Annotated in this window: 14 protein-coding genes; 5 read left to right on the forward strand and 9 right to left on the reverse strand. The window is 65.4% G+C overall.

The genetic code is table 11. The annotated features are described in order from the left end of the window. Positions 1-118 precede the first annotated feature (118 nt). Both BM193_RS07960 and BM193_RS07965 read left to right on the forward strand, forming a co-directional pair. Positions 119-1,033: a LysR family transcriptional regulator gene (locus BM193_RS07960; protein ID WP_092798360.1), complete on the forward strand. Its 915-nt coding sequence runs from the start codon at positions 119-121 to the stop codon at positions 1,031-1,033. A gap of 219 nt (positions 1,034-1,252) precedes the next feature. Next, complete coding sequence (locus tag BM193_RS07965) at positions 1,253-1,480, forward strand: hypothetical protein (protein WP_092798359.1); 228 nt, start codon at positions 1,253-1,255, stop codon at positions 1,478-1,480. A gap of 3 nt (positions 1,481-1,483) precedes the next feature. Here BM193_RS07965 and BM193_RS07970 read toward each other — a convergent pair whose 3' ends face one another. From BM193_RS07970 to BM193_RS07995, 6 genes are all read right to left on the reverse strand, one after another. Continuing rightward, positions 1,484-1,795 carry a MerR family transcriptional regulator gene (locus BM193_RS07970; RefSeq protein ID WP_092798358.1) on the reverse strand — a complete coding sequence of 104 codons (312 nt, stop codon included), beginning with the start codon at positions 1,793-1,795 and terminating at the stop codon, positions 1,484-1,486. A 3-nt stretch (positions 1,796-1,798) separates the two neighbouring features. Further along, positions 1,799-2,719: a DnaJ C-terminal domain-containing protein gene (locus BM193_RS07975; protein ID WP_092798357.1), complete on the reverse strand. Its 921-nt coding sequence runs from the start codon at positions 2,717-2,719 to the stop codon at positions 1,799-1,801. A gap of 95 nt (positions 2,720-2,814) precedes the next feature. Continuing rightward, positions 2,815-3,495: a beta/gamma crystallin-related protein gene (locus tag BM193_RS07980; RefSeq protein WP_092798356.1), complete on the reverse strand. Its 681-nt coding sequence runs from the start codon at positions 3,493-3,495 to the stop codon at positions 2,815-2,817. A 160-nt stretch (positions 3,496-3,655) separates the two neighbouring features. Continuing rightward, positions 3,656-4,648, reverse strand: a complete 993-nt coding sequence (locus BM193_RS07985) for a beta/gamma crystallin-related protein (RefSeq protein ID WP_175533200.1) — start codon at positions 4,646-4,648, stop codon at positions 3,656-3,658. Between the two features lie 102 nt (positions 4,649-4,750). Next, positions 4,751-5,632, reverse strand: coding sequence for a beta/gamma crystallin-related protein (locus BM193_RS07990; protein WP_092798354.1), 882 nt, complete (start codon positions 5,630-5,632; stop codon positions 4,751-4,753). Positions 5,633-5,810: 178 nt separating this feature from the next. Further along, positions 5,811-6,446: a beta/gamma crystallin family protein gene (locus BM193_RS07995; RefSeq protein ID WP_092798353.1), complete on the reverse strand. Its 636-nt coding sequence runs from the start codon at positions 6,444-6,446 to the stop codon at positions 5,811-5,813. Positions 6,447-6,636: 190 nt separating this feature from the next. On the opposite strand from BM193_RS07995, the gene BM193_RS08000 reads away from it, so the two are divergent. The 3 genes from BM193_RS08000 (at position 6,637) to BM193_RS08010 (ending at position 11,282) form a co-directional block, all read left to right on the forward strand. Next, positions 6,637-8,028: an MATE family efflux transporter gene (locus tag BM193_RS08000; RefSeq protein WP_092798352.1), complete on the forward strand. Its 1,392-nt coding sequence runs from the start codon at positions 6,637-6,639 to the stop codon at positions 8,026-8,028. Positions 8,029-8,042: 14 nt separating this feature from the next. Beyond that, on the forward strand, positions 8,043-8,882 hold the full coding sequence (locus BM193_RS08005; protein WP_092798351.1) for a PhzF family phenazine biosynthesis protein: 840 nt from the start codon (positions 8,043-8,045) through the stop codon (positions 8,880-8,882). A gap of 189 nt (positions 8,883-9,071) precedes the next feature. Further along, positions 9,072-11,282: a S9 family peptidase gene (locus tag BM193_RS08010; protein ID WP_092798350.1), complete on the forward strand. Its 2,211-nt coding sequence runs from the start codon at positions 9,072-9,074 to the stop codon at positions 11,280-11,282. A 231-nt stretch (positions 11,283-11,513) separates the two neighbouring features. Here the strand turns inward: BM193_RS08010 and BM193_RS08015 are convergent, their stop codons facing one another. From BM193_RS08015 to BM193_RS08025, 3 genes are all read right to left on the reverse strand, one after another. Further along, positions 11,514-11,699, reverse strand: coding sequence for a CsbD family protein (locus BM193_RS08015; RefSeq protein ID WP_034759763.1), 186 nt, complete (start codon positions 11,697-11,699; stop codon positions 11,514-11,516). A 172-nt stretch (positions 11,700-11,871) separates the two neighbouring features. Further along, positions 11,872-12,507 carry a class I SAM-dependent methyltransferase gene (locus BM193_RS08020; protein WP_092798349.1) on the reverse strand — a complete coding sequence of 212 codons (636 nt, stop codon included), beginning with the start codon at positions 12,505-12,507 and terminating at the stop codon, positions 11,872-11,874. Between the two features lie 68 nt (positions 12,508-12,575). After that, a complete protein-coding gene (locus tag BM193_RS08025; protein WP_092798348.1) occupies positions 12,576-14,645 on the reverse strand; it encodes a M13 family metallopeptidase in 2,070 nt (689 codons plus the stop codon). Positions 14,646-14,704 lie beyond the last annotated feature (59 nt).

The following is a 14,704-nucleotide window of genomic DNA, read 5'->3' on the forward strand; positions in this document are numbered from 1 at the left end:
AACGGGTGACGGGAATGGCCGCATCGCAGCCCTTGCATACAGCATAGTTCGGGTCTACCATCGATGAAACCGTATAAATATCAATGGTTAGCATCGAATTTCTAGATAGGGAGTTGCCATGAGAGAACCGGGCCAGCCTTCGCTCGACCAGTTGCGCGTGTTCGTCGCCGTCATCGACGCGGGCGGCTTCGCCCACGCGGCGCGCCAGCTGCACCGCACGCAATCGGTGATCAGCTACACCATCGCCAACCTGGAAGAGCAGCTGAACGTGGTGCTGCTCGACCGCGGCAAGCGCAAGCCCACCCTGACGGACGCGGGCCGCGCCCTGCTGGCCGACGCGCGCGCCGTGGCCCTGAAGGTGGACAGCATGCGCGCGCGCGCCAAGGCGCTGGCCGGCGGGCTGGAGTCGGAAGTGTCGGTGGTGGTCGACGTGATGTTCCCTACGTGCGTGCTGGTGCGCGTACTGGAGGCGTTCCAGGCGCAGTTTCCCACCGTCGCCCTGCGCCTGCGCATCGAAGCCATGGGCGCGGTGGCGCAGCTGGTGATGGACGGCAGCTGCCATCTGGGTCTGGGCGGCTGGATGACGGCCACGGCCAGCGTCTTCGAGCGCCTGGCCGTGGGCCACGTGCGCCTGATTCCCGTCGCCGCGCCCAGCCACGCGCTGGCGCAGCTGGAAAGCCCGATTGCGTCAAACGTGGCGCGCGAACACGTGCAACTGGTGCTCAGCGACCGCAGCGCCCTGACGGAAGGCCAGGATTTCGGCGTGCTGGGACTGCGCAACTGGCGCCTGGGCGACCTGGGCTCCAAGCACGCGCTGCTGCGCGCAGGCCTGGGCTGGGGCAACATGCCCGAAGCGATGGTGCGCGAGGATTTGACGCAGGGACGGCTGGTGCGCCTGCCGCTGGCCGTCGACAATGGAGAGAATTACCCGATTTACCTGATCCAGCGCGCCGACACGCCGCCGGGCCAGGCGGGCAAGTGGCTGGCGGAACGCTTTGCGGAGCAGCTGCCGCTGCTGGAACAAGTCTTTTAGAGGCGCGAGCGGGCGGGTATCATGCGTGGGCAAGCCCCAAACAACTGCTGGGGTCAGACCCTCGACACCGCCAACGCAAAGCTCCGTGCCAACGTGTCCGGGGGTCTGACCCCGATTTCCCCAGGTATGATTAGCCCCCCAACGGCAAACACTGGGGTCGGACCCTGAGGGTCCGACCCCGGCCTCTACTTGGGTTAACTTTTCATTACAAGGATTCACATGGCCGGCATCGACGATTTCGTCAACAAGCAAAAACCAGGCGCGCGCTTCGTCATCACGGCGCAGATGCTGCGCATGACGCCGCAGCAGTTCGACGCGCTGGCACAGGAATGGATGGAAGACGGCGGTCCCGGCTTCGACGTGGCCGGCATCCCGCACCGGGTGGTCGTCGACGGACAGTTCTATATCGGCAGGATCACCGTGCAGCGGCACGGCGATCCCGCATAAGGGCTACTCGGCGCCCAGCACGCGCAGGCGGCGCCGCAGGCGCGCCACCTCTTCCGACAGGTCGACCACCAGCGCGGCCAGGTCCGCGTTGGCATCGAACACGGATTCGATTTCATGCAGGCGGCGCGCGCGCACCAGATCCAGGCTGGTGAAGCGCCAGGCCGTCCATTGCCCGGGCGGCGGGCCATCCTGCAGCAGCACGCCCGTTTGCACATGCTGCACCACCCAGTCCGGCTCCACGGCGCAGGCGCGCGCCAGTTCTTCCAGGCTCAGGGCGCGGTCTTCGAGCAGTTCGCCGATTACGTTGTTTGCCATGATTTATGCTCCCAGCTTCTGGCGCGGATTGAAGGCCATCTCGCGCGCCATGGTTTCATACAGTTCGCGCGCCTTGGCGTCGTTCGCCGGCGGCAGCACCACTTCCAGCAGCAGGTACAGGTCGCCCGGCTGGGCGGCGGGAATGCCGCGTCCCTTCAGGCGCAGCTTGCGCCCTGTCTGCGAATTGGGCGGCACGGTGACGGCCACGGTGCCCGATGGCGTGGGCACGGCGATTTCGCCGCCCAGCGCCGCCTCCCATGGCGTCACGGGCACGGTCTCGAACACATCGCGCCCTTCCACCTTGTAGCGAGGGTCTGGCTGGAAGCGGATTTCCAGGTACAAGTCGCCGGCGGGCGCGCCGCCGCTGCCCGGATGGCCCTGGCCCTTCATGCGCAGCTGCTGGCCTTCCGTGACGCCTTTCGGGATCGTCACTTCCAGGGTGCGTTCGCGCGTGACGACGTGGCCCTGCGCATCCGCTTCGGGCACGCGCATGATGATGTGGCGCTTGGCGCCCTGGTAGCTATCCTGCAAATCGATGGTGATGGCGGCGTGATTGTCTTCGCCCTGCATCTGGAAACTGCTGTTGGCGCGGCGCCGTCCGCCCACGTGGGCGAACAGGTCGGCAAAGAAATCGCTGTCGTCGACGCCCGACGATTCGTAGCCTGAACCCCAGTCCGGCGGCGGGCGGAATGGCTGCCCCTGCGCCCCCTGGTTGCGGCCCAGTTCATCGTAGGCGGCGCGCTTTTCCGGGTCGCCCAGCACGCCGTAGGCTTCATTCAGGGCCTTGGTGCGCTTGTCGGCGTCCGGCTCCTTGCTGACGTCGGGATGGTATTTGCGTACCAGCTTGCGGTACGCCTTCTTGATCTCGGCCTCGGTCGCCGTTTTCTCGACGCCGAGTTCCTTGTAGTAGTCCTTGTATTCCACCGTGCCTGCTCCCCATGGTTGAACCGCCTGTGGGAAGAGTACACGAATTAGTCAAAGAACAGCGTGCGCACAATACAACGGCGCACGCCGGCGGGTCAGCGCACGCGGCGCAGCGAGGAAATGCGGCGATCCAGCCCATTGTGCAGGCGGGCATAGCTGCCCGGCCCCATCACCACGCAGCGGCCACGGAAGTTGGCGTCGACGCAGAATTCCCAGCGGCCGTAATTGACGATGATCGATTCGGCGCGGTCATTGAAGCCGTAATGGCTCAAGTCGCGCACTTCGCGGTCCAGGCGCACGGGCCGGCCGCGCATGCCCGCATCGGGAAACATCAGCACCGCACCGCTGGCATCGGGACGGTGGCCGCCACCATGGCCAGGATAGCCGGGATGCGGACGCTCGGGTTCCGGACGCGGAGGGCGCGGCGGATAGGGACGGTGATCGCCGCCGCCATGGCCCGGGCGGCCCACTTCGCGCGCCGAGGAGACGGCGTCGTTCATGCCCGGCATGCTGCTGTAGCGGCCCGGTCCCAGGGTGCGGCAATTGCCGCGGTAATTGGCGTCCTTGCACACTTCCCAGGTACCCGAGCGCACGATGATGCTGGAGGTCTTGTCGTTGAAACCCATGCGCGACAGGTCGCCCGTGTCGGAGCGCAGGGTGACGGGACGGCCACGGAAGCCGGCATCCTCGAACAGGGTGATTTCACCGGCAAACGCGGTGGCAGGGGCAAGGAAGGTGGCCACGCACAACAGCGCGGGGCGGAAAGATCGAACCATGACAACTCCAATACAGATTACATTTTCGCCAGTGTAGACCAGGCGGCAGGCGGCGAGTGTAACAAAGGGCAAGCAAATGTCAGCACACGGCAGGGAATGTAAAAACCGCCTGGCGGGATGCACCCGGCAGGCGGCCTGTCAGCAAGAAGCCGGGGCGTGATCAGCGCACGCGGCGCAGCGAGGAAATCTTGTTTTCCAGGCCATTCAGGCGGCCATATTCGCCCGGCCCGATCACTTCGCAGCGGCCGTGGAAATTCGAATCGCTGCACACTTCCCACTGCCCTTCATTGACGACGATGGACGAAGCGCGGTCGTTGAAGTTGTAGCGCACCAGGTCCTCCGCGTTGCGGTCCAGCGCCAGCGGCTCGCCGCGCATGCCCGCATCGGGGAACAGCAGGATGGCGCCGCGCTGCTGGTATTGCGGCTGCTGGTATTGCGGATACTGCGGCTGCTCGTATTGCGGCCGCTGGTACTGATTTTCATACTGCTGCTGGCGCCGCGCTTCGCGTTCATCGACCATGCGCGCCGACGATACGCGACCATCGAGGCCGCGTCCCAGGTCGTCGTGGCGGCCAGGCCCGAACACGCGGCACATGCCGTTGTAGTTCGAATCGCTGCACAACTGCCAGTAGCCGTTGTAGATGACAATGCTGGTGGTGCGGTCATTGAAACCGATGCTGACGAAATCGTCCGTATCGCGGTTCAGGCGCGCCGAGCCGCCATTCTGGCCGGCGCCCGAATACACTTCCAGGGTCGAGCCACGGCCATAGCCGCCATTGCCCCGGTCGGGATCGCGTCCCGGGCGTCCCGGATTGTAGCCATCGCCGCGCCCCGACTCGCGCACCGAACTGATGGCGTCGTTCATGCCCGGTAGCGAACGGTACTCGCCCGGACCGAGGGTGCGGCAATTGCCGCGAAAACCGGCGTCGGTACACACATCCCAGGTACCCGAACGCACCAGGATGCTCGACACCTTGTCGTTAAAGCCCATGCGCGACAAGTCGTCCGTCGTCTCGCGCAGGTTCACCGCGCGGCCACGCAGGTCAACGTCTTCGAACAAGGTGATATCGCCCGCATGGGCGACCGCATGGGTCCCCAGCGAGAGCAGCAAGGTGGCCGCGCATGCCAGCGCGTGTTTGAAAGGGCCCGTCATGATTAACTCCATTCTTCATTCTTTGGTGATGATTTGCCTGGCCAAGACGCCAGGGTCTCATTGTAACAAATACAAGGCCTCGGCGAAGGCCCGGTCACGCGTTCAGTACAGGCGGCGCAGCGAGGAAATGCGCTTGTCGAGCGCCGTGTCCAGCACTTCATACTTGCCCGGCCCCATGCGCTCGCAGGTGCCGTTGAACTGCGAGTCCGTGCACACTTCCCAGGTGCCTTCGTTGATGGCGAGGGATTCGGCCTGGTCGTTGAAGTTCAGGTGCACCAGGTCGCTCACGTCGCGGTTCACCTGCAGCCCGCGTCCCTTCAGGAACGCGCGGCCATACAGCACCACCAGGCCCTCGTCATTTTGCGGCCGGTTCTCCTCGCGCGGATCGACCAGGCGCGCCGACGACACGCGTCCATTCAGGCTGCCCAGGTCATCGTGGCTGCCAGGCCCGAACACGCGGCAGCTGCCACGGTAGTTGGAATCGCTGCACAGCTGCCAGTAGCCATATTCGACACGCGCGCTGCTGGCGCGGTCGTTGAAGCGGATGTCGACCAGGTCGTCGCGGTCCGAGTTCACGCCGGCCGACGCGCCGCGCTGGCCGCCATCGGCGAACAGCTCCAGCGCCGCGCGGCGTCCGCCGCCGCCACCGCCACCGCCGCTCCCTGGCCCCGTGCCGACTTCGCGCACGGAGGAAATCTTATCGTTCATGCCCGGCATCGAGCGGTAGTCGCCCCGTTCCAGGGTCTTGCAATCGCCCTTGAAATCGGCATGCGTACAGACTTCCCAGCTGCCCGCACCGACCTGGATGCTCGACACGGTGTCATTGAAATTGACGCGCGACAGGTCGTCGGTCGTATCGCGCAAGACCACCACCCTGCCCTTGAAATTGTCATCGGTATACAGGCGGATTTCGCCGGCCTGCGCCGCGAGGTGGACAAACAGCGAACTGGCACATAGCAGAGCAAAGGCGAGCGGGCGATTCATGGGGCGGTCTCCGGTGGTGGCAAAGGCAAGTGATCGACATGACAACTGATGCCAGTGTAGCCATGCGTAGAAAAAACGGTGTAACAAAGTATGAGAAAAGGACAATAAATTGTTACCAAAAGCAATAACCGGCCCGCAGGCGCCGGTTATTGCCACCTCCCTTACTGCCTGCCCCGCGTCAGCGCACTTCGCGCACCGACGAGATGCGGTTGCTCATGCGCTCCAGGCTCGCGTACTCGCCCGGCGCCAAGATGCGGCAGCGGCCACGAAAACCCACGTCCTCGCACACTTCCCAATAGCCGGCGCGCACGCGCACGCTTTGCACCGTGTCGTTGAAGTCGCGCTCGCGCAAATCGGCGGAAGCGTTACTCACGCTCAAGCGGCGGCCGGCGAAATCGTCGCGCGTATAGAAGGTCAGCTCGCCGCCCAGCGAGCGCCCGGGCAAATCGCCGCGCTCACGCTCACGGTCCCGCTCCCGCTCACGGCGGCCGTCCCAGCCGCCGCGCACTTCGCGCAGCGACGTGATCTTGTTGGCCTGGCCATCCAGCGACGGGTACTCGCCCGCCTCGAGCAGGAAGCAGGCGCCACGGAAATCGGCGTCCTCGCACGCTTCCCAGCGGCCCGAGCGCACGCGGATGCTTTGCGTCGTGTCGTTGAAACGCAGATCTTCGAGGTCGGCAACGGTGTCGCGCACGGTCTGCGAGCGGCCGTGATAATCGTCGCGCGAATACAGGGTCAGTTCGCCGGCGCCGGCCAGTTCGGCCGTCATGGCGGCGCCCAGCAACAGGGCGCAGTTCAAGGCTTTCTTCAACATGGTCTTGCTCCATAGTCAGGATATTGCGGTTGACTATTTGGTCATTTTGCCAAATAGAGCGCGCAGTCTATCCGCGGCCGCCCTTCTTAGCTGTAACAAATGATTACCGCGCCCCGCACGCCGGGGCGCGGCGGCGGACAAGCGGGCTGAAAATCAGTAGAATCCTGTGTTTAGTCAAGCTCGCTTCCCCATGCCCCACACTACCTCGTTCACCCTGCCCGCCATCCGCAATGAAGTCTCCTCGCTGTGGAAGCTGGCCTGGCCCATCCTGATCGGCCAGCTGGCCACCGTCGGCATGGGCGCGGCCGACGTGGCGATGACGGGGCATACGAATCCCGAGGAACTGGCGGCCGTGTCGCTGGGCGCGGCCATCTGGTCCATCGTGCTCGTCACCGTCAGCGGCATCATGATGGCCATCAATACCCTGGTGGCGCATGAAATCGGCGCCGCGCGCCACGACAAGGTGCCGCACATCGTGCGCCAGTCGCTGTGGAAGGCGCTGCTCGTCGGCCTGGTGGCGTGCCTGCTGACGAACATGGCGGCGCTGGTGTTCGACCACCTGATGCTGGAACCGGCGGTGGCCGCCAAGGCCAAGCTGTTCGTGCACATCATCAGCTGCGCCCTGCCGCCGTTCGCCGCCTACCGCGCGCTGTACGGCTACAGCACCAGCATCAACCAGACCAAGCCCGTGATGGTTATCGCGCTGGCCGCGCTGGCCCTGAACATTTTCGTCAACTACCTGCTGATCTACGGCCACTGGGGCATGCCGAAACTGGGCGGCGTGGGCTGCGCCGTGGCCACCACCTGCTGCGTGTGGATGATGCTGCTGGCCATGCTGGCCTGGATCAGGATCGCCCCCGCCTACCGCGCCACCTACCCGTTCACGCACTGGGAAGGGCCGCAACTGTCGTCCATCGGCCCCATGCTGCGCCTGGGCCTGCCCATCGGCGTGACGTATTTTGCCGAGGTGAGCGCGTTTGGCGTCATCAGCCTGCTGGTGGCGCGCTTCGGCGTGATCCAGGTGTCGGCGCACCAGATCGCCCTCAATTTCTCGTCCGTCGTCTTCATGGTGCCGCTCACCTTCGGCATCGCGCTCGTCACGCGCGTGGGCCATGCGGTGGGCGAAGCCAATCTGCGCAAGGCACGCTTCATTTCGTGGGTGGGCGTGGCCATGTCGCTGACGGCGGCCATCGTCTCGGCCACCCTGATCACCGTCTTCCGCCACCAAATCGCGCAAGCCTATACGTCCGACCCGCAGGTGCAGCAGCTGTGCGCGCAGCTGCTGCTGTTTGCCGCCCTGTTCCAGCTGTCCGACGCGACGCAGGTGGCGACATCCTGCGCGATCCGCGGCTACAAGGTGACGCGCCAGCCGATGCTGATCCAGCTGCTGGCGTTCTGGGGCTTTTCGCTGCCCATCGGCTATGTGCTGGGCCTGGCGCCGGCCGGCTTCATCTGGTCGCCGGCCGAACCGATGGCCGCCGCCGGTTTCTGGATCGGCCTGGTCACGGGCTTGACGGTGGCCGCCGTGCTGCTGACCTGGTATCTGAACCGCCTGTCGCTGCAGCGCCTGCGCGACGCCTGAGACAAGGAGATCCCATGCCGCAACCGCGCCCCTTCAGGCAGGTCGATGTCTTCAGCAGCGTGCCCTTCCTCGGCAATCCGCTGGCCGTGGTGCTGGACGCGAATGGCCTCGATACCGCGCAGATGCAGGCCATCGCGCGCTGGACGGGGCTGTCGGAAACCACCTTCGTGCTGGCGCCGCGCGACCCGGCCGCCGACTACCGCGTGCGGATTTTTTCGCCCGAGACGGAATTCCCGTTCGCCGGCCACCCGACCCTGGGCACGGCGCATGCCCTGCTCGACGCGGGCCTGCAGCCCAAGGGCGCGCGCATCGTGCAGGAATGCGGCGTCGGCCTGGTGCCGATCGAACGGGGCGCCGGGGGCGTGCTGGCGTTCCAGGCGCCGCCCTGCGCCACGCGCGCGCTCGACCCGGATCTGCTGCCGCTGCTGCAAACAGCGCTGGGCGGAGAAAGGGCCGCTGGCGCCACCGTCGCCGACATGGGCATCCGCTGGCTGTGCGTGCCGCTGGCCAGCGCCGCCGCCTGCCTGGCCGTGCGCGCCGACATCGCCGCGCTGACGCCCTTGCTGGCCGCCGCCGGCGCCGACGGCCTGGCGCTGTACGGCGCCCACGCGGCGGGCGGGCCGGCCGACTACGAAGTGCGCGCGCTGCTCAGCGAACACGGCGCGCTGGTGGAAGACCCCGTCACGGGCAGCGCCAACGCCTGCATCGCGCAGCTGCTGGCGGGCGCCGACTACACGGTGCGCCAGGGCACGTGTCTGCAGCGCGATGGCCGCGTGTCCGTGACTTTCCGCGCTGGCCAGGCCTGGATAGGCGGCGCCTGCCTGACGGTGATCGCAGGCACGATATTGGCCTGAAACAGGCAAAGCGCCATGGAATGGGCGGCGCCTGGATATTTTTCACGAAGAAAATACGGCCAGGAAGCGCTTATTCCGTGGCCAGCGCTATCGCCTAAACCGCTGCGCTCTGGTATCGTCTTACGCTTGGGCAACGCTCAAGCTTGCCCTCACATGCAGTGCCCTTCCCTTCCAACTACCGAGACATCCATGCGTTTTATTCTTTGTTTTCTGGCCGCGATGGCCAGCGTTCCCGCATCGGCTGAAAAGCTGACCCTGGAACGCATCCACGCCGATCCGGCGCTGGCCGGCCCCGGCGTGCGCAACCTGAAGGTCTCGCCCGACGGCGAGCGCGTCACCTTCCTGCGCGGCCGCGCCGACAACCAGTTCCAGCTCGACCTGTGGGAATTCAAGCTGAAGGACAAGAGCACGCACCGCCTGGTCGACTCGAAGGCGCTGGTGCCGCATGAAACGATTTCGCCGGAAGAGCAGGCGCGCCGCGAACGCGAACGCACGGCCAGCCTGAACGGCATCCTCAGCTACAGCTGGTCGCCGGACGGCAAGCAGCTGCTGGTGCCGCTGGCCGGTAATCTGTACCTGGTCGACGCGGCCCGCCCGGACCAGGCGCGCCTGGTCGCCAAGGGCAATGTGCTCGATCCGAAAATCTCGCCGAAAGGCCGCTACGTGTCGTTCGTGCGCGACCAGAACATCTATGTGATCGACCTGAAGTCGGGCCAGGAACGCCAGCTGACCACAGATGGCAAGGGCACCATCCATAACGGCGAAGCCGAATTCGTGGCACAGGAAGAAATGGGCCAGCGCACCGGCTACTACTGGGCGCCCGACGATTCCGCCATCGCCTATAAACGCTATGACGAAGCGCCCGTGCCCGTCGCGCGCCGCTTCGAGATCTTCGCCGACCGCACCGACGTCGTCGAGCAGCGCTACCCTGCCGCGGGCGACCCGAACGTGCTGGTGCAGCTGCTGATCGTCTCGCCGGAAACGGGCGCGCAGCGCCAGGTGGACCTGGGTGCGAACTCGGACATCTACCTGGTGCGCGCCGACTGGAGCGCGGACGGCAAGTCGCTCGTATACCAGCGCCAGTCGCGCGACCAGAAGACCCTGGACCTGGTCGCCGTCGACGCGGCTTCCCTGGCGCAGCGTACCCTGCTGACAGAAACGTCCAAGACCTGGGTCAGCATCCATGACGACCTGCGCTTCCTGGCCAACGGCACCTTCCTGTGGTCGTCCGAGCGCACGGGCCGCAACCACCTGTACCTGTACGACATGAGCGGCAAGCTGCTGCACCCGGTCACTTCCGGCGAATGGGGCATCGACGGCGTGCTGGCCGTGAACCAGAAGTCGGGCAAGGTATTCGTGTCGTCGAACCGCGACGCCGTCATCGACAAGCAGACCTACGCCCTGGCGCTGGACGGCAGCACGGCCGACAAACCGCAGCGCGTCACCAAGGCGGACGGCTGGCACGACACGACCTTTGCCAGCAATGGCGAAGTCTTCGTCGACACGTATTCCGATCCGGCCACGCCGCCGCAAGTGAGCATCCGCCGCCCGGACGGCGCCATGGTGGGCTGGCTGGAAGAAAATGCGCTCAACGCCAGCCATCCCTACTTCAAGTACAAGGCGGACCACCTGCCGACGCAGTACGGCACGCTGAAGGCCGACGATGGCCAGACCTTGCACTACTCGCTGGTGAAACCGTCGAACTTCGACGCGGGCAAGCGCTACCCCGTCTACCTGTCGACGTATGGCGGCCCGCACTCGCAGCACGTGGCGCGCCGCTGGGGCAACAACTTCGACCAGTACATGGCGCAGCAGGGCTTTGTCGTCTTCCGCCTCGATAACCGCGGTTCCTCGCGCCGCGAGCGCGCCTTCACGGACGCCATCTTTCACAATCTGGGCGCGGCCGAAGTGGCGGACCAGCTGGAGGGCATAGCCTGGCTGGGCAAGCAAAGTTTCGTCGATCCTAAACGCATCGGCGTGTTCGGCTGGAGCTATGGCGGCTTCATGACCCTGCGCCTGCTGTCGGCGGCGTCCGACAAGATCGCCATGGGCGTGTCGGTGGCGCCCGTGACCGACTGGTCGCTGTACGACACCCACTACACGGAGCAATTCCTCGGCATGCCGAAGGAAAACGTGGACGGCTACAAGGCCAGCACCGTGTTCGCCCACCTCGATGGTTTGAAATCGCCGCTGCTGCTGGTGCACGGCATGGCCGACGACAACGTCTTGTTCAGCAACAGCACGCGCCTGATCGACGCGCTGGTGAACCGCGGCGTGCAGTTCGACCTGATGACGTATCCGGGCGCCAAGCATGGCATCTCGTCGCGCGCGGGGCAGCGCCACGTGTACAGGAAGATCGAGCTGTTCTTCAAGCAGAACCTGATGAAACCGGCACAGTAAGCTTGCTCTGCATCCCATAAAAAAACCGCCGCCTGTCTTGCGACAGGCGGCGGTTTTTATTTTGTACTGTACTGAATACCATCAAGCACAGTAACGACATCTGACAGGACCGTAGCGAGCGGAAGCCATGTGGCCGAGAAGCGGAACTGTGCTGTGCACGGGGCCGCCGAGGCAGTGAGCATCGCAGGCCGCAAGTCGCGACGCGCAGCAGGTCTTGTCAGATGTCTGCCATTACGGCTTGCGGGTCACGGTTTCGACTGCATCCTTGACGTCGCCAACCTTCTTCTGCACTTTGCCTTCGACCTGGTTTGCCAGGCCCTTGGCTTGCTGTTCTTCGCTGCCGACGACTTTGCCAGCGGCTTCCTGGATTTTACCGCCGACTTCCTTCAGTTTACCTTCGACTTGATCTTTGTTCATGATGGATCCTCACTGTAGTTGGTACATCTGTTGTCCTGCCCCGAAGGGCCGGTACTGCGGCTCACACGCCTTGCAAACTGCTTGCTGCGTGTCGATGTGTTCATACTACGCCTGAGGAATCAAAAGTTCTGTACGGTTCCTAACACATGTCAAAATGCATGTATTTTCCTGCTTATCTTTCCTTGCGCCAGACCGTTGCCAGCCACGGCTGCTGTTCGCGCGGCAGGCCCGGCGGACGGTAATACTGCTCGATCAGCGTAAAGCCAGCCGCCTGCACGTAGGCGGCCCAGCGCTCCTCGTCATGGTAGCTGCCGTAGCGCGCGCCATTCCAGCCTTCCTGGTTCTGCCCGCGCGGATTCGAGCTGAACAGCACGCCACCGGGTTTCAGGCACGCGTGCAGGGCGCGCAATACGCCGGGCAAGGCGGCGCCGGGCACGTGGAACAGCACGGCATTGGCGAACACGCCGTCGAAGTGCGCGGCCGGCAAATCGAGGTCGATGAAATCCTGCTGCCACACGGTGCAGCCGCTGTAGGCGCGCGCCATCTCGACGAAACGGGGGCAGCCGTCGACGCCCGTGGCGTGATGGCCCAGGGCCGTGAACGCCTTCAGGTCGCGGCCCGGGCCGCAGCCCAGGTCGAGGATGGCCAGCGGCGCGGGCCGGCCGATGGCGTTCAGCAGCGCGCCGATGTTCTGGCTGACGTCGTGGTCGCGCGTGCCCTCGAAGAACTGCTCGGCGCTGGCGTCGTAATGGGCCAGCGTGCGCCCGGTGATGGCGTGGAGGGGGTCTTGCGGCGTGGTTGGCTTCATGGCGGTCCTGTCGATATGTCCCGCCATTTTACGGTGCCGGCGCGCCAGGCGTGCGGCACCGTCAATGTCTACCAGACGCGCACGCGCTGCTCCGGCGCCAGGTACAGCTGCTGGCCCGGCTTGACGTCGAAGGCAGGGTACCAGGCGTCGAGATTGCGCACGGTGGCGGCGCGGTATTGCGCCGGCGCGTGGCCATCCGTGAGGATTTGCTGGCGCGCCGCCGCTTCGCGCGCCTTGCTGCGCCAGCTGACGCCATAGCCGATGAAGAACGCGCGGTCCGCGTCCGCCTGCGCCGGCTTGCCCTGCTGCGACAGGGTAAACGCGTCATGCGCGGCCGCCACGCCGGCCAGGTCGGCCAGGTTTTCGCTCAGGGTCAGCTGGCCGTTCACGGCCAGGTCGGGGAACGGTTTGTAGGCCGCGAACTGCGCCACCAATTGCTTGGATGCCGACTGGAAATGCGCCAGGTCGGCCGGCGTCCACCAGTCGCGCAGCTTGCCCTGGGCATCGAATTGCGCGCCCTGGTCGTCAAAGCTGTGGCTGATCTCGTGGCCGATGGTGGCGCCGATGCCGCCATAGTTGGCCGCGTCCGACGCCTGCGGATCGAAGAACGGCGGCTGCAGGATGGCGGCGGGGAAATTCAAGGCATTTTGCAGCGGCAGGTTGACGGCATTGACCAGCTGGGCCGGCATGGCCCAGGCCTTGCGGTCAGGCGCCTGGCGCAGCTTGGCCAGTTCCTGCCGGTAATGAAACTGTTCCGCCCGCTGTGCATTGCCCAGCGCATCGCCGCGCACCACGCGCAGGCCCGCATAGTCTTCCCAGCGTTCCGGGTAGCCCACGCCCACATACAGGGTCTTGAGTTTTTCCTGCGCCTGGGCCTTGGTTTGCGGCGCCATCCAGTCCAGCTTGTCGATGCGGCGCGAGAAGGCGGCGACGATATTCGTCACCATGTCCTGCACGCGCGCTTTCGATTCAGGCGGGAAATAGCGTTCCACGTACAGCTTGCCCACGGCGTCGCTGAGGGCCGCGTTGGTTGCCGCCAGTGCCCGCTTGCTGCGCGGCGACTGCTGCGGCGTGCCGCTCAGGGTCTGGCCATAGAAGGCGAAGCGCTGACCGGCCGCCGCTTTCGGCAAGGTGGGGCTGAAATGGTTGAGCGCGTGGAAGGCGAGGAAATCTTTCCAGGTGGCCAGCGGCACGCTCGCCACCAGCGCCGCGCTGCCCGTCATGGCCGTCGGATGCCAGACGATGAAGTCCTGTTGCGCGCCCAGCCCTGCCGCCTGGAAGAAGGTCTTCCAGTCCAGCCCTGGCGCCTTGCTGGCGAAGTCGCTGGCGCGCCACGCGTTGTTGCCCTTGGCGACATCGGCCGAGTCCTCGCGGCTGGCGTGGCTGGCGGCTATTTGCTGCTCCAGCGCAAACACGCGCGCCGCGCGGGCGGGCGCATCGCGATAGCCGGCCAGGGCCAGCATGGCGGCGATATGCGCCTGGTAGCCTGTGCGCAAGCCCTGCATGCGCGCGCTGCCGTCCTGGTAGAAGGCGCGGTCGGGCAAGCCCAGCCCGCCCTGCAGCAGGTAGGCCACGTTGCGCGTGGTGTCGTTCAAGTCTTGCGCCACCCACAGGCCGAACAGGTTTTCCGTATAAAAATTGGTGGAATTGAGGGGATCGACGTCGGCGCGCAAGCTCTCGCCCAGCGCCCGCGCCAGCCCCGCCCGGTCGCGTATGCCATCGATTTTCTTCAGCAGCGGCTTGATCGGCGCCCAGCCTTTCGCTTCGATAGCCGCTTCGTCCATGTAGGTGCGGTAAAAATCGCTGACCTGGCGCGCCGCCGCATCCTTCTGTTGCGTGGCGGACAAGCCTTCGACCAGGCCAATGATGCGCTCGTTGGTGGCGTTGGCCAGCATGGCGAACGAGCCCCAGCTGCTGCGGTCGGCGGGGATCTCCGTGCTGCGCATCCACTCGCCATTCACGTAGTCGTAGAAGTCGTCGCCGGGCAAGACGTTCGCCGGGACGGCGGCGGCAGCGGAAGCCGCCCCATCCTGGCCATGCGCGTGGGCAGGCACGCCGGCCAGGGTGGCGCCGGCCAGGACGAGGGCGATGGCAGCCTGGAGTGGCGTTTGGCGCCAGGAAAAACGCGAACCGTGCATGGTGATCCTTTCAATGGAATAGCCAAAATCATAGCCTGTTTTCAGCTTGCTTCCAGTGT

Origin of the sequence: Janthinobacterium sp. 344 (assembly GCF_900112025.1) — a bacterium.
Taxonomy (GTDB): Bacteria; Pseudomonadota; Gammaproteobacteria; order Burkholderiales; family Burkholderiaceae_D; genus Janthinobacterium.

What these genes read in the sequence shown, in the direction of transcription:
- BM193_RS08025 (WP_092798348.1), bottom strand. Translation starts at nt 14,645, where the DNA reads ATGCACGGTTCGCGTTTTTCCTGGCGCCAAACGCCACTCCAGGCTGCC.
- BM193_RS07960 (WP_092798360.1), top strand. Translation starts at nt 119, where the DNA reads ATGAGAGAACCGGGCCAGCCTTCGCTCGACCAGTTGCGCGTGTTCGTC.
- BM193_RS08000 (WP_092798352.1), top strand. Translation starts at nt 6,637, where the DNA reads ATGCCCCACACTACCTCGTTCACCCTGCCCGCCATCCGCAATGAAGTC.
- BM193_RS07990 (WP_092798354.1), bottom strand. Translation starts at nt 5,632, where the DNA reads ATGAATCGCCCGCTCGCCTTTGCTCTGCTATGTGCCAGTTCGCTGTTT.
- BM193_RS07995 (WP_092798353.1), bottom strand. Translation starts at nt 6,446, where the DNA reads ATGTTGAAGAAAGCCTTGAACTGCGCCCTGTTGCTGGGCGCCGCCATG.
- BM193_RS07980 (WP_092798356.1), bottom strand. Translation starts at nt 3,495, where the DNA reads ATGGTTCGATCTTTCCGCCCCGCGCTGTTGTGCGTGGCCACCTTCCTT.
- BM193_RS07985 (WP_175533200.1), bottom strand. Translation starts at nt 4,648, where the DNA reads ATGACGGGCCCTTTCAAACACGCGCTGGCATGCGCGGCCACCTTGCTG.
- BM193_RS07965 (WP_092798359.1), top strand. Translation starts at nt 1,253, where the DNA reads ATGGCCGGCATCGACGATTTCGTCAACAAGCAAAAACCAGGCGCGCGC.
- BM193_RS08005 (WP_092798351.1), top strand. Translation starts at nt 8,043, where the DNA reads ATGCCGCAACCGCGCCCCTTCAGGCAGGTCGATGTCTTCAGCAGCGTG.
- BM193_RS08010 (WP_092798350.1), top strand. Translation starts at nt 9,072, where the DNA reads ATGCGTTTTATTCTTTGTTTTCTGGCCGCGATGGCCAGCGTTCCCGCA.
- BM193_RS08020 (WP_092798349.1), bottom strand. Translation starts at nt 12,507, where the DNA reads ATGAAGCCAACCACGCCGCAAGACCCCCTCCACGCCATCACCGGGCGC.
- BM193_RS07970 (WP_092798358.1), bottom strand. Translation starts at nt 1,795, where the DNA reads ATGGCAAACAACGTAATCGGCGAACTGCTCGAAGACCGCGCCCTGAGC.
- BM193_RS08015 (WP_034759763.1), bottom strand. Translation starts at nt 11,699, where the DNA reads ATGAACAAAGATCAAGTCGAAGGTAAACTGAAGGAAGTCGGCGGTAAA.